The organism is Micromonospora luteifusca (assembly GCF_016907275.1).
Lineage (GTDB): Bacteria > Actinomycetota > Actinomycetes > Mycobacteriales > Micromonosporaceae > Micromonospora > Micromonospora luteifusca.
Window position 1 is genome coordinate 986,275 of record NZ_JAFBBP010000001.1, and the last position, 12,903, is coordinate 999,177.

A 12,903-nucleotide genomic window follows, 5' to 3' on the forward strand; every position below is an offset into this window, starting at 1 on the left:
CGCCCTCATGCGGACTGCGGTGGTAACGAGGTCAGATTGCCCGACTTCCTTCGTGCGGTTCCGTCACGGTCCACCCCGAGGCAGTGCAGTAGAGCAGCGCGCTAGTGGCTTCGGTGCCGATGTACGCGGCGCGGGTCAACCCGTACGCGAGGAAGAACGGCGCGGTCAAAGGCCCCACCGAACCGAGCAGCGCCGAGCCGAGCCCGGAGCCCGCGCCCACGCCGGCGAACGCCGGGTCGGACGGCCGACGCGGGTGCGGCTTGCGTCGTCGCCAGACGACCACCGCGATGAGGAAAACCCCCAACAGCCACTTGAGCGGCCCCAGCGGGGCACGGACCAGTAGCAGCCCTCCAAGGACAGCCGTGGGCACGGCCCCCAGGGCGAACCAATGCACCAACCGCCAGTTCACCTCCCGCCGGTTGAACCACGCCCGCGAACCGTTGCTCCACAGCTGGGTCACGGTCAGCATCGGCACCGCCATCCGCAGCCCGAACAGCCCGGTGAACACGGGCAGCAGCAACACGCCACCGCCGAAGCCGGCCACCGCCGACAGCCAGGCCAGCGCGAACGCGGCCGACGACGCCACGGCGAGGGCGCCGACCAGATCCATCGCCATGCCTCACCTGTTCCAGACCACCAGCTACGGAAGAGCCCATCCTCGCCGACACCACGACGGCCGCGCCATCGAGCGCGTCCCCGTAGCCGCTGGGCTACCTCGCTCGAAGGGTGAGCAGGGTGATCTCGCTCGGCGCGAAGATCCGGAATGGCGGACCCCAGAAACCGGTCCCCCGGCTCGTGTAGAGCTGGGTCTGGCCATGCCGGCTGAGGCCCTGCACGACCGGCTGGTCGAGCCGGACCAGGTAGTGGAACGGCCACATCTGGCCGCCGTGGGTGTGCCCGGACAGTTGCAGATCCACGCCGGCCGCGACCGCGTCGTCGATCTGCTTGGGCTGGTGCGCCAGCAGCAGCACGGGCAGCCGCGGGTCGGTGCCGGCGAGCGCCGCGGCGTGGTCGGCGCGGTGACCGGCGACGCCGGACGAGGCGGCGGTCACGTCGTCGACCCCGGCGACGACGAGCCGGGCGCCGCCCCGCTCCACCACAAGGTGCCGGTTGTGCAGCGGCTCCCAGCCGAGGGTCCGCATGTGCTCGACCCAGCCCTGCGCCTCGCCGTAGTACTCGTGGTTGCCCGTCACATACACCCGGGCCAGCCGGGCTCGGACGGCGCCCAGCGGCGCGGCCTGCGCCCGGCGCTGGTCGACCGTACCGTCGGCGATGTCGCCAGTGTGGCAGACGATGTCGGCAGCCAACCCGTTCACCACCTCGGTGGTCCGCGCGGACCAGCGGGCACGGTCGATCGGTCCGTAGTGGGTATCCGTCAACAGCACCACCCGGACCCCGTCGAGACCCGCACCCAGCCGATCCACGGTGACGTCCACCCGCCGGACCCGGGGCACTCGCATCGCCTCGGCGTACCCCCAGACAGCCAGGACGACCGAGACGACCGCCGCACCGACCGCCACAGCCCGGGACCGCACCGGATCGGCGACCCCCGCGGCGACCAGCGGGAGCCGGGCCACGTTGCCGAGCAGCGCCCAGACGAACAGGATCCAGACCAGCCCAAGCAGGGTGTCCCCCGCGCGGGCCGCCGCGTCCAGCCGCCGCCGGCCGTGCCCGAAATACATCAGAACGGGGAACGCGACCAGCGCGACGACGAACACGCTCGTGCCGGCAGCCACCACCGGCGCCGGCCACCGCGCCGCCACCGTCAACGTCCACCACGGCAGCCCGAACAGCAACGCCAGGACCGCGACCAGCGTCGCCCCGGACACCAGCGATCGCAGCGACCCTCGCGCCGGCCGCACCTGTACCGCATCGCCAGCAGCCATCGTCGTCCTCCGTTCGGGTCTGTGCAGCATGACACGGTCCGGGCCGGATCGACCACGCCCGGAACCCGGGACGGATCCGGCCCGTAGGGGATCGACTCGCGACCCGGAGGCGCCTCGGTTCGCCTACGGTCAGCGGGTGGCGGGCGACGCCCCGGCCGAGAGCCTGCGCCTAATTATTTCAGGGTTTCCGGACGGCCCGTGCGGTTGAGTCGGCGCTGTCGTTTCGCGGCGGTCGCGATCGACGTGGGCGGCGACATCGCCGCCACACGGTTCCTACGCCGAGGCTTTGGCTGCTACTGGGACGAGACGCACCTGCTGGCCGTCGACAACCACGGAGCCCGGCGAACGCTTGGCGGCGGATCGTCGGACGACGAAGACCCGACTGCGGAGAGTTCGAACGGGCCCGCGACGACCTCGCGCCCTATCAGGTGGCGCTGAGTGGGAGCCCGCGTGGTCGGTTTTGGCCATTTCGCTGGCACCTTTATGGGCACCGGATGTCCGCACCCGGCGATGCGGTTGTCCGTGCTTCGTCGCGACGAGGCAGCCGGTCAGGCTCAGGCAGGGAACCAAGCAATGCCGGCAGGGCGCCAAACACGAGGGGAAGGCCGCCCAGCTCGCTGATCCCGACACATGCGATGTCGTCATGCTCATCAGGTGCGCGGTTGGTGGGAGAGCCGACCCAGTCTCTGATTTGCCAGACGCCCACGTGAACGGCGTCCTCGCCACTGCCAGCATGCCAGTCGCCCAACCGTGAAGCGGACTCCGCCAAAATGTGAACCCCTAGCTCCTCGCGCATCTCACGCGCGAGGGCCTGTAGTTCCGACTCACCCGCATCGACATGCCCCCCGGGCAGATCCCAGAGATCCGGGTATGCCCGGCGGGTCGGACTGCGGTGTACCAGCAGGACCGCACTGTTCTCCACGAGCGCGCCGCAGACGACGACATGCATGACGGGATTAGAGCACAGGGATAGGACAGGCTCGCTCCAGCCAGAGGGCACGCGCGTGCATCCGGCTCTGCCGCCGTTCGTAGGCCCGGCCTGTTCGCCGGCCGTCACTGTTGCGTGGATTGCTTGGATCGCCCGCCGTAGAGGGCTACGAAGACGCGGTCCCGCAAGATCTCGTACTGCTGGCGGCATCGCCTGGGTGGGCCCGGCGGGCGTTGCTGGACTTGACCACCGACAACGACTTCCGGTGGCTGGAACTGGTCAGCTGTCAGGTCGACCTCGCGGCCGTCGGCCAATCGATTCCAGTAGTGGTAGCCGACCTTGGCCTCTCCCGCGAGGACCTCGCCGAGGATCAGCTCTCCGCCGAGCAGGTCCTGAATGATCAAGGCAGTCACCCCGCATTGACCACGGGCTGCGTTGCCGATGTGCCAATCCTGCACATCGTGCGGGTCGCAGATATCCGCTCCCCAGCCGCCGCGCAGTACCGGCCGCAGCATCTCCAGGTCAATCACGAGAGGGACTGATCGTTGGTCGCGCTCTTCAGACGTCACCCAGGAAGGGTCAGCCCTCGACCGGGTCGAGAGTCAAGGGATACCCCGCCTCGGGTCCTGGCCGACCGAATGGCACCACTAGCGGGCGCGCGCATCTGTCACCCCTCTGCGTCAAGGGGCGGCGAGTAGTGGTGTTCTAGGTAGTTGTTCGGCGGGTCCGGGAAGTGACTGTTCCGAAGTGTCGACCATGGGGATTGGGTCGGCCACGCTGGATTGAAGAGTCGTACCCACGTGTCGTCCCGGGCCCGTCCTCGCAAAGACGGCGTCTTTGATCATCTGCTTGTAGACGGCGTCGGACAGGCGTCGTTTCAGGCAGCGTATGGCTTCCATCGGGGTCTTGCCGGCGGCGAATTTGCGCCGGTAGTACGCGCGACCTTCGGTGTCGTGCCGCATCTGGACGATCGCCATGATGTGCAGGACCCGGTTGATGCGCCGGTTCCCGGCCCGGGACAGTCGGTGGCGTTTCTGGTCGCCGGACGAGGCGTCCAGCAGTGCGGTGCCGTTCCAGGAGGCGAAGTGGCCGCGGTTGGGGCGTCAACGGGATGTTGGTTCGGTGCTTGCCGACGTCCCGGTCATCTAGTGGTTTGAGCACTCGCAGTCGGCGTTGAAGCACCTGTAACAACGAGGCTTGTCCCAGCAGTGCCAGCACGCGTCACAGGCGGCATCGTTGGTACGCAAAGTGTGGTGCGCCACGGCTTGCTCGTTCGCAAGATCAACTGGATCATGGCAGGTCTCGCAGGTTCCCACTTCGGCGATCTCACGTCCAGTCACAGTGTCCACCCTGCCATCTCCGGCCTGCCAATTGCCATACGACTCGGAGGGGTAACTGGGGTGGAGACGATCGACTCAACCCAGTGCTGACGCTGCCAAGTTGGTCATCAGACCTGCTTCGACAGACATAACAACGGTGATAAGCGTTGCTACCATCCGGCTCACCTTGCTCTCAGGACTCATTGCCGATATGGACACTGAGGCAAGGGTTGAGATGCAAGCCAAACTAAGGAAAATCAGCACCACGGCCCAGTGGGTCAACACCGGGTTCAACCGACCGGCTCCGTGATCAAGGGTAGCCATGTCCGGCACATGCCGTCTCCTCCGTTCGGCTCGTTAGACTTCGAGACGGCCTTGACGCTCGCACACACTGCCCTTGAGTCGATGACGGGTGCGGCAGCGTGCGCCCGGCGCGGGCAGGCTACCGGCCTGCCGCTTGACTCCTGACCGCATAGGGTCGCAGAGGCTCCGCTGCTCAAGGGCGACCGGTTTGTGGCCGTCGCCTGCAACGCGAAGCGCCTTTGACGGTGGAGGGGTGGCCGGACACCATGCGCGCCGCCGCACCCGGAGCTCGACGACCGTGACGCGCTCTGCGGCCGGACGCGGGCAGGTGGTGCACGTCGTCCAGGCCGTGCCGGTCGGCCGCTGGCCAAATCTTCCCACCCTCATAACCCACAGCTTGTCTGTGGTCGGTGCGGCCCGACTCCGCTACTCCACGCCAGCCGACGGGCTGCCTGCGTGTCCGGGCCAAAGCGCCTGAGGTAACGCCGCCCGCTCGACCATGTCCGCTAACCTACGATCGCGACTGTGGTGGCAGCGAGCCGTCGACCTTGCCACGACGCGCACATCTAGCCGCGATTCGGACGACGCCCACGTCCACCGATTACTCATCGTGAGCAACGAACGTGCGTCACCGGGGCGACCAGCGCCGCAAGGTCCCCCAGCGCCCCTCGCCCAGGCCTCCGCACATCTGGCGCTCCAGCAGCAGCCTCGGCGGGGCTGTCTCGCTAAGGGTGTTTCCGGCGATCTTGGTTAGTAGGTTTCAGCGGCTGGGAAACGGTCGCTGAAGGTGATGGCGAAGGCGTTCAACGCGGGTTTCCAGCGCATCGTCCATCGGGTTCTGCCTGCTCCGGTGGGGTCCAGGGACCGGGTCACCAGGTACAGACACTTCAACGCGGCCAGCTCGTTCGGGAAGTGGCCGCGGGCCTTGATCGCCCGCCGGTAGCGGGCGTTCAACGACTCGATCGCATTCGTCGAGCAGATCACCTTGCGGATCTCCACGTCGTAGTCGAGGAACGGGATGAACTCCGCCCACGCGTTGTCCCACAACCGGATCACCGCCGGATACCGCCCGCCCCACTTCTCCGCCAGGTCCTCGAACGCGGCCCTGGCCGCCTGGGCGTTCACCGCGGTGTAGATCGGCTTGATGTCGTGCTTCAACTCGTCCCAGTACTTCCGGGAGGTGAGCCGGAACGTGTTGCGGATCAGATGGATGATGCAGGTCTGCACGATCGTGGCCGGCCACACGTTCGTCACGACCTCGGGCAGTCCTTCAGGCCGTCGCAGACGAGGAAGAACACGTCCTTCACACCCCGGTTACGCAGGTCGGTCAGCACGCTCATCCAGAACTTCGCGCCCTCACCACCGGTGCCGGCCCACAACCCGAGGATGTCTTTCTCCCCGTCAAGGGTGACCCCGATCGCGGCGTAGAACGGCCGGTTCGCGACCTGCCCATCGCGAACCTTAACCACGATCGCGTCGATGAACACCGCCGCGTAAATCTCGTCCAACGGGCGGTGCGACCAGTCAGTCATCTCCTCGATCACCTTGTCAGTGATCCGCGAAATGGTCTCCTTCGACACCGACGCCCCGTAGATCTCGGCGAAATGCGCCGAGATCTCCCCGGTCGTCAGGCCCTTGGCATACAGCGACAACACGACCTCGTCGACCCCGGACAACCGCCGCTGCCGCTTCTTGACGATCTGGGGCTCGAAGGTGCCGGCCCGGTCCCGGGGAACGTCAATCCGCACCGGCCCCGATGCGTCAGTCAGCACCGTCTTCGAACGGCTGCCGTTACGAATGTTGCCCGCGCCGACGCCGTCAGGTTCGTGTTTGGCATAGCCCAGGTGCTCGGTCATCTCCTCGTTCAACGCGGTTTCCAGGACGGTCTTGGTCAACTGCCGCAGCAGCCCATCCGGGCCGGTCAGCGACAGCCCCTGTTCCTTGGCCGCCCGGACCAACTCGACGGCGGCTTTCGCCTCCGCTGACGGCTCGGGCCGCTTCTTACGTCCGGTCTGATCGTTCTGTGTCGCGGTCATCACGGCACCCTCCTCACCAGGCACAACGCCCGGCAGGTCAGGCCGGAAACACCGTTAGATCCACAGTCCCGCCTCGGCTGTAACAGGGGAATGGTGAACCTGGAGCCGATCGCATCGGCTGGATCGGTGACTCGACGGGCTACGTCGGTGACCGTGGAAGCCCTCGCTGTTCGACGGCCAGTGGGTGTGGCTGACCGGTGAGGGCTGCAAGCGCGGCGGCGACGGCGTGCAGGTCGGCTTTGATGTAGGTGGTGGTGGCGGGTCCGCGGCGGTCGGTGTGGCCGGCGTAGGCGCGGGCCACACCGTAGCCGAAGTGCCGCTCGACCCAGGTCAGGGTGGTGTGGCGCAGCCAGTGCGTGGTGACGCCCTGGGCGGCGACCCACGGCAACTGCCGGCCGATGCGTTTCCACATGAGGTCGTAGCGCCGATAGGTGGCGGGTTGGCCGTTGCGGTAGCGCAGCAACGCACCAGTCGGGACCACGGCGCCCCGGGCTCGGGCATGATCACCCAGTCGGCTGGCGAGCATCGGGGTTATGGGCTGTCAGCGTTGCGTGCCGCCCTTCTCGGACAGGCGGATGAGCGCGTGGTCGGTGTCGAGGTCGGTCAGGCGTAGCGCGAGGGCGCCGCCGCGTCGGCAGGCGGTTTCGGTGTGCAGGCGCAGGATCAGGGCGTCGAGCACGATGTCGTTGCCGCCGCTGCGGGCGGCGGCGTTGATGTCGGCCAGTTCGCCGGGGGTGAGGGCGCGGCGGGTGTTGGGCAGCCGGCGAGGTTTGCGGACCCGATGGGCCGGGCTGTCCGCGATGGTCAGGTAGCCGTCGGCGATGGCGCGGTTGTAGAAGGCGCGGGCGGCGGCGATGAGGTGCTCGCCGGCGTGCCGGCCGTTTCGGGAGTTGCGGCGAGGGCGGGCGCCTGCGGCGGCCTGTCTCATGAGGGCTTCGATGTCGCTGGCGCGCACCGCGTCGATGCGCAAATCGCCGAGGGCTGCGGCCATTCGTCTCCAAGAGCTGCCGTAGGTGCGTCGGGTGCCTGGGCTCGCCGCAGCGACCACAGCAGGCAGGTACTCGGCGACTGTCGGCACGGCAGGCCGGTTACTGCCGGTGAGGTCGGCGGCAGTAACGCCCAGGTGCGCGAGCAGTGCCCGGGCGGTGGCAACACGATCGGGATCCATGGTCATGAGGGCTCTCCGAGGATGCGGGCGTGCAGGTCGGCCAGGACCGCCGTGATGGTGTTTGAGGGGTGCACGACAATGCGGCTGCGGCCAGGAGGACGGGTTCGCCGGTGGCGATGCCGCAAAGGTGTCGGGCGGCGGCCGGTAGGGGCAGTTCCTCGCGGGTGCCCACGGCGTGCGCGCCTTCGGCGGCCGGGGTGATAGCGACCGTTTCCCAGCCGCTGAAACCTACTAACCAAGATCGCCGGAAACACCCTTAGCGAGACAGCCCCGTTGAAGGGCCAGGGTTCGGGTTATCTCGGTGGTTCGGGTTCGAGGGTCATGCCGGTGCTGGCGAGGAAGCCGGCGAGGAGATCTGTCTGTTGCTGGCAAGCGCGTAGTCGACGTTTGACCAGTTGCGCGAGGTGGTCGACGCCGCGGGCGGCGGTGTTGGTCAGGCCTCGTTTCATCCAGCGCCAGATGCCTTCGGTGGGGTTGAGGTCCGGGGCGTAGGCGGGTAGCCGGATCACGGTTAGCCACGGTCGGGCAGCGATCAGGGCGTGCATGCGGTGGCTGACGTGGGTGTTCAGGTTGTCCCAGATCAGCAGTATCGGTGCGTGTAGGCGTTGGTGGGCCTGGTCGAGGAAGGCGATGTAGTCGTCCTCGCTGAAACTGCCACGTTCGCCTCTGCGACCGCGGTGCAGCCGGGTTCGCCACATCAGCCGGCCTCGTTGTCCGGGCTTGAGGCAGACCAGGCCGGCGATGGAGACCCGACCGGAGCCCTTGCCGCAGACCTCGACGACGGGCGTGTGTCCGCGCCGGGCCCAGGTCTTGCTCACGGGTGGCCTCAGGACCTGCCCTGCCTCGTCCTGGAAGCAGATCCAGGCGCCCCGCGTCGCGGCTAACCTCTTACCGACGGCCACCGCCTACGATGCCAACTCGCGATCGCCTCGGGGTCACGTTCGACCGCCCGGCGGTTGCTGGACCTGCTGGGTGTGCACTCCCAGCGGGAGGTGTCCCCGGCCCGGCATCGCACCACTGCGGCCATGCGCGCTCAGGCAGAGTTGCAGGGCCGACACCTTGGCGGCCGGCCACCCTACGGCTACCGGCTCGCCGACGCAGGCCCTCATCCGAACCGCGCCCACGCCGCCTGGGGACGGCGCCTGCACCGCTTGGAGCCCGACCCTGCCACCGCACCCCACGTACGGTGGATCTTCGAGCAGCGGCTCGCCGGCCGGAGCGTGGCCAGCATCGCTCGCGCCCTCAACGACAACGGCGTCCTGTGCCCGTCCGGCGCCGACCCAGCGCGTAACCCCCACCGCAGCGGCCGCCAGTGGATGCTGACCACTGTCGCGGCGATCCTGGCCAACCCCCGTTACACCGGGCGGCAGGTCTGGAACCGTCAACGCACCGACCACGACGACATCGAACCGGACGGCACCATCACCAGACACCATGAGATCCAACGGTGGAGCGCCTCCACCGACTGGGTCATCTCCCGCGAGATCGCGCATACTCCGATGGTCAGCGAAGAACACTTCGTCGCCGTCCAGGCAATCCATACCGCGCCGACCCCAGCCGACGGCATCCCCCGCTGCTACGTGTTGGCCGGAGTGATCTGCTGCGGCGTGTGCGGCCGGATCATGGACTCCCGCTGGGTCCACGACCGTGCCGGCTACCGATGCCGACACGGCAACACCAGCACCAGCCCCTCCTCGTCGAGACGACAGAAGACCCTCTACGTCCGAGAGGACCATCTCCTGGACAGGATTCGACACGACAGCTGCCTGCGTAGGCATCACCCGGCGATGCGCGACCAGGATCCAGACAGCGTCGCGGGCTACCTGCGGCTCAACAACATGATCATCGTGTGTGACCACGACGCCTGGACCATCGAAACTGACACGGCGGTCTTCCCGCTCACCGCCCCGACGAGCGTCCTGCCCCGCACAGCGAAAATCCCCGCCCAACGGGACGGGGATCGCTCGAAACGCGAAGAAGAATCACGCTTCGTGGGGAAATGATGTGTCCGAGGGGGGACTTGAACCCCCACGCCCTATACGGGCACTAGCACCTCAAGCTAGCGCGTCTGCCATTCCGCCACCCGGACCTACACGTTCAGCCTACCTCGCCGACCAGATGATCTTTCCATCCGGTGTCGGCACGGCGGGCCGCACGGGGAGTTACTGTACACGCCACTCGTGGATCATGCACATCGCCTTCCGGTGCCCCTCCCCCAGCGCTCCAGCCGCTGCTCAAACCGCCTCGCAGGCGCTCATCGACACCACTGCGGGGCGTGTCCGGCTAGCGTTCGGTGGCCCTCTGGCGGCAGCATTGCCACGTGTCCCATCCCTCCCCCCTGGCAGCCGCCCAGCATCGGGCCCTCGCCCTGCGCGCCGCAGGCGACCTCAGCGCCTCCCGGCAGCTGCTCGCGGAGGCCGTCGGATCCGCTCCCCCGCCGTACGGTGCCGACCACCCCGAGATGCTGCACACCGCACACCTGTTGGCCCGGCTGCACCGCGAGGCGGACGACCTTCTCGCCGCCCGCCGGGTGCTCGAGGAGGCGTTCGCGGCGGGCGAGCGGCGCTGGGAGCACTCCGACCCGGTGTTGCTCGCCCTCGCCTTCGAACTCGGCGAGTTGGCGGAGGAGTTGGGCAACCGGCACGAGGCCCGCCGCAACTACACCCGCGTCGCCACGGCCGGGCCCGCCACGCTCGGGGAGCACCACCCGGCGGTACGCGCGGCCCGCGACTATCTCGGCTCGCCCGCTCCAGCGCCGCACGAGCAGCACGGCCCACCGCCGACGCCCGGTCCGGACCGGGCCGCCACGGCGACGGAGTCGGCCACCCGGTCGGCCCTGTCCGGCCCGACCCTGTCCATGGCGACCCTGGCCGCGATGCGGCCCTCCGCTGGTGGCCCGTCGGCCGCCAGCTCACCGTGGGCTCCGCCGCAACCGCCGGCCACACCCCGAGCAACCCCTCCTGGGGTACGCGGACCCGCCGCGCCCGCCCCCATCACCACAGCGCCGGCTCCAGCTTCCCGGCTGACACCTGCCCAGCCGACACCTTTCTCGAACACTTCGACGCAGCCCAGCCCGGCGACCGCCGAACCCAGGCCCTCGGTACCGCCGCGTCAACGCGCCAACCACCAACCGCCCGGGACCGACCAGTCGGTGGCCGGCCAGCCACCCCGGCCCAGGGCCGAGAGCCAGCCACCCCCGCCGAGAGCGGAAAGCCAACCACCGTCGAGGGCCGCAAGCCAGCCCAGGGCCCAGGATCAGCCGCCCCGTTCGTCCGGTCAGCGGCCACCGCAGCGACCGCCGTCCGGGCCAGCCGTAGCGCCCCGTCAACGCATGGGCGACCCGGCGAACCACCCGGCGGTCGACGTGCGACACCAGCCGTCCACCCCACCGGCCCCGGCGCCGAGCGTCACCACGCCAGCGTCGGGGGTGCCGGCACCACGCTGGGACAACCCCACAATCCAGGTACGACAGATCGAACCGCTACTCGTCGAGGAGGCTGCCCGAGCCGCAGCCAGACCAACGGGGGTGGGTGGACCGGTCGACGCATCCGGCGCCGAGGCGACGTCGCCCGGTGGGCCCTCCCCTACCAACCGGCAGCCAGGGCCGGCGCATCCGGTGAGCGGAGCACCAGCCCACCCGGTCAGCGGGCCACCCGTGTCTCCACAGCCGACCTCCGCGCCACCTGGCCACCCGTACCCCGTCTCCGGACCACCCGGCCAGCCATACCCTGTCTCGGGACCACCCGGCCAGCCATACCCCGCCTCCGGACAACCGGGCCAGCCGTACCCGGTCTCGGGACCACCCGGCCAGCCGTACCCCGTCTCGGGACCACCCGGCCAGCCATACCCGGTCTCCGGACCGCCGGGCTACGGGCCACCCGTGTCGGCGCCACCCGGGCACACCTATCCGGTGTCCGCTCCGCCCGGTTCCGGGCAGTCAGTTTCGGCGCCGCCTTACGGGCAACCCGTGTCCGCGCCTCCGGTGAGCGCACCGCCTGTGCCGCCGTGGGGGATGACCGCGCCGCCGTGGAGCCGCAGCGCTCCACCACAACCCCTGCCGGCTCCCGGCGCCGTCTCCGCTGAGCGATCCCCGGTAGACACGGGAAGCGCCGGCGTGGACGGTGAGCTCGGACTGGGCAGCGCCGACGCCACGGTGGTGCCGACACCGCAGGCCGGGGTAGCGCCGTCGGACCAGACCGTGGTGTTCGCGTCCGTCCCAGCGGACCGTGGCCCGACCAGGGGTGACACCAGTTCGAGCCAGCCCGTCGCCGCGCAGCCGGTGCCGACGGCCACGCAGCCGAGCCCACTCGCCGCGCAGCCGAGCCCGACGGCCGCGCAGCCAAACCCACTCGCGGCACAGCCGAGCCCAAAGGCCGCGCAGCCGAGCCCGCACGCCGCACAACCGAGCCCGGTCGCGGCCTCGGCCGGGCCGACTCCGGCAGCCTGGTCATCGGAGACCGGAGCCGACCCGGCGGGGCCGTGGCCAGCCGCCCCGCAACCGACGCCGCAGCACCACCAGGGCCAGTACCCGCCCCAGGGCCAGGGCCAGTACCCCACTCAGGACCAGTACCCAACCCAGGGCCAAGGCCAGTACCCCACTCAGGACCAGTACCCAACCCCGGCGCTGTACCCGGGTCAGCAGTACCACCCGGTACCGGACCCGTACCGGCCGGCGTACGCCGATGAGGGCGGGTCGGCGGGCCGCAGCCGTGCGACGCTGATCGGCGCGGTGGTAGCTGCCGGGGTGGCCGTCGTGGCGGTGGCCGGCCTGGGTGCGGTGGTGTTGACCCGCGACGATCCGCCGCCCTCCGGGACCGCGCCGGCGGCGGCGGGACCGACTGCGGCCGGGCCCCCGCCCGGCGACGTGAAGCTACGTGATGACTCGACCACGATCACGCTGACCTGGACGGACCCGTCCGGCGGCGCGGTGCCGTTCATGGTGGCCGCCGGTCGGGCCGGGCAGCCCCTGGGAGTGATGGCCACGGTGGACCCGGGTAAGACCAGTTACACGGTCAACGGGTTGAACTCGCGGGTGGATCACTGCTTCACGGTGTTGGCGGTCTACTCCACCGACAGCTTCGCGACCTCGGGGCAGGTCTGTACGGCTCGGGAGCGCACCACCCCGTCGAGCGGCAAGCCCTCGGCCGGAGCGACGCCACGCTGAGGTGAGCTGAGCTGAACCGAGCTGAGCTGGGCGTCCACACCGCACACGCTCGGTATCCACAGGGGTGACGGTGCGGGTTCCCCCGTCACCAGCAGCGCC

Annotated in this window: 11 protein-coding genes, 1 tRNA gene and 2 pseudogenes; 4 read left to right on the forward strand and 10 right to left on the reverse strand. The window is 69.4% G+C overall.

Translation table 11 applies throughout. The annotated features are described in order from the left end of the window. Nucleotides 1–31: 31 nt before the first annotated feature. The 5 genes from JOD64_RS04075 to JOD64_RS04095 form a co-directional block, all read right to left on the reverse strand. Nucleotides 32–616 carry a sulfite exporter TauE/SafE family protein gene (locus JOD64_RS04075; protein WP_204940976.1) on the reverse strand — a complete coding sequence of 195 codons (585 nt, stop codon included), beginning with the start codon at nucleotides 614–616 and terminating at the stop codon, nucleotides 32–34. 94 nt (nucleotides 617–710) lie between these two features. Beyond that, nucleotides 711–1,886: a metallophosphoesterase gene (locus JOD64_RS04080; protein ID WP_204940977.1), complete on the reverse strand. Its 1,176-nt coding sequence runs from the start codon at nucleotides 1,884–1,886 to the stop codon at nucleotides 711–713. A 481-nt stretch (nucleotides 1,887–2,367) separates the two neighbouring features. After that, the gene (locus JOD64_RS04085) at nucleotides 2,368–2,835 is read right to left on the reverse strand and encodes an NUDIX domain-containing protein (protein WP_204940978.1); all 468 of its coding nucleotides are present in this window, start codon (nucleotides 2,833–2,835) and stop codon (nucleotides 2,368–2,370) included. 104 nt (nucleotides 2,836–2,939) lie between these two features. Further along, complete coding sequence (locus JOD64_RS04090) at nucleotides 2,940–3,344, reverse strand: YunG family protein (protein ID WP_204940979.1); 405 nt, start codon at nucleotides 3,342–3,344, stop codon at nucleotides 2,940–2,942. 150 nt (nucleotides 3,345–3,494) lie between these two features. Continuing rightward, nucleotides 3,495–3,875, reverse strand: coding sequence for a transposase (locus JOD64_RS04095; RefSeq protein WP_307813899.1), 381 nt, complete (start codon nucleotides 3,873–3,875; stop codon nucleotides 3,495–3,497). Here JOD64_RS04095 and JOD64_RS32790 point away from each other — a divergent pair. Beyond that, nucleotides 3,811–3,963 carry a hypothetical protein gene (locus tag JOD64_RS32790; protein ID WP_239559397.1) on the forward strand — a complete coding sequence of 51 codons (153 nt, stop codon included), beginning with the start codon at nucleotides 3,811–3,813 and terminating at the stop codon, nucleotides 3,961–3,963. The two genes, JOD64_RS04095 and JOD64_RS32790, sit on opposite strands and share 65 nt — an antisense overlap. A 1,223-nt stretch (nucleotides 3,964–5,186) precedes the next feature. On the opposite strand, the pseudogene JOD64_RS04100 reads toward JOD64_RS32790, so the two are convergent. From JOD64_RS04100 to JOD64_RS04110, 4 genes and pseudogenes are all read right to left on the reverse strand, one after another. Then, nucleotides 5,187–6,472 (reverse strand): annotated as a pseudogene (locus JOD64_RS04100) (IS256 family transposase). Between the two features lie 139 nt (nucleotides 6,473–6,611). After that, the gene (locus tag JOD64_RS32795) at nucleotides 6,612–6,998 is read right to left on the reverse strand and encodes a site-specific integrase (RefSeq protein WP_239559398.1); all 387 of its coding nucleotides are present in this window, start codon (nucleotides 6,996–6,998) and stop codon (nucleotides 6,612–6,614) included. 15 nt (nucleotides 6,999–7,013) lie between these two features. Next, complete coding sequence (locus JOD64_RS32800) at nucleotides 7,014–7,646, reverse strand: tyrosine-type recombinase/integrase (protein ID WP_239559399.1); 633 nt, start codon at nucleotides 7,644–7,646, stop codon at nucleotides 7,014–7,016. Nucleotides 7,647–7,933: 287 nt separating this feature from the next. Next, on the reverse strand, nucleotides 7,934–8,542 hold the full coding sequence (locus tag JOD64_RS04110; RefSeq protein ID WP_307813226.1) for a transposase: 609 nt from the start codon (nucleotides 8,540–8,542) through the stop codon (nucleotides 7,934–7,936). A 123-nt stretch (nucleotides 8,543–8,665) separates the two neighbouring features. On the opposite strand from JOD64_RS04110, the gene JOD64_RS04115 reads away from it, so the two are divergent. Continuing rightward, complete coding sequence (locus JOD64_RS04115) at nucleotides 8,666–9,643, forward strand: recombinase family protein (RefSeq protein WP_204940980.1); 978 nt, start codon at nucleotides 8,666–8,668, stop codon at nucleotides 9,641–9,643. A gap of 2 nt (nucleotides 9,644–9,645) precedes the next feature. Here the strand turns inward: JOD64_RS04115 and JOD64_RS04120 are convergent. Then, nucleotides 9,646–9,729: transfer RNA gene (locus tag JOD64_RS04120), tRNA-Leu, on the reverse strand. A gap of 231 nt (nucleotides 9,730–9,960) precedes the next feature. Here JOD64_RS04120 and JOD64_RS34045 point away from each other — a divergent pair. Continuing rightward, a pseudogene (locus tag JOD64_RS34045) lies at nucleotides 9,961–10,434 on the forward strand (hypothetical protein); the annotation flags it as partial. Between the two features lie 1,320 nt (nucleotides 10,435–11,754). Continuing rightward, on the forward strand, nucleotides 11,755–12,804 hold the full coding sequence (locus tag JOD64_RS32805) for a hypothetical protein (protein WP_307813901.1): 1,050 nt from the start codon (nucleotides 11,755–11,757) through the stop codon (nucleotides 12,802–12,804). Nucleotides 12,805–12,903 lie beyond the last annotated feature (99 nt).

Bases quoted from the DNA above. Each gene is read 5' to 3' on its own strand.
- JOD64_RS04075 (WP_204940976.1), bottom strand. From the start codon at position 616: ATGGCGATGGATCTGGTCGGCGCCCTCGCCGTGGCGTCGTCGGCCGCG.
- JOD64_RS04080 (WP_204940977.1), bottom strand. From the start codon at position 1,886: ATGGCTGCTGGCGATGCGGTACAGGTGCGGCCGGCGCGAGGGTCGCTG.
- JOD64_RS04085 (WP_204940978.1), bottom strand. From the start codon at position 2,835: ATGCATGTCGTCGTCTGCGGCGCGCTCGTGGAGAACAGTGCGGTCCTG.
- JOD64_RS32790 (WP_239559397.1), top strand. From the start codon at position 3,811: ATGCGCCGGTTCCCGGCCCGGGACAGTCGGTGGCGTTTCTGGTCGCCG.
- JOD64_RS32795 (WP_239559398.1), bottom strand. From the start codon at position 6,998: ATGCTCGCCAGCCGACTGGGTGATCATGCCCGAGCCCGGGGCGCCGTG.
- JOD64_RS32800 (WP_239559399.1), bottom strand. From the start codon at position 7,646: ATGACCATGGATCCCGATCGTGTTGCCACCGCCCGGGCACTGCTCGCG.
- JOD64_RS04115 (WP_204940980.1), top strand. From the start codon at position 8,666: ATGCGCGCTCAGGCAGAGTTGCAGGGCCGACACCTTGGCGGCCGGCCA.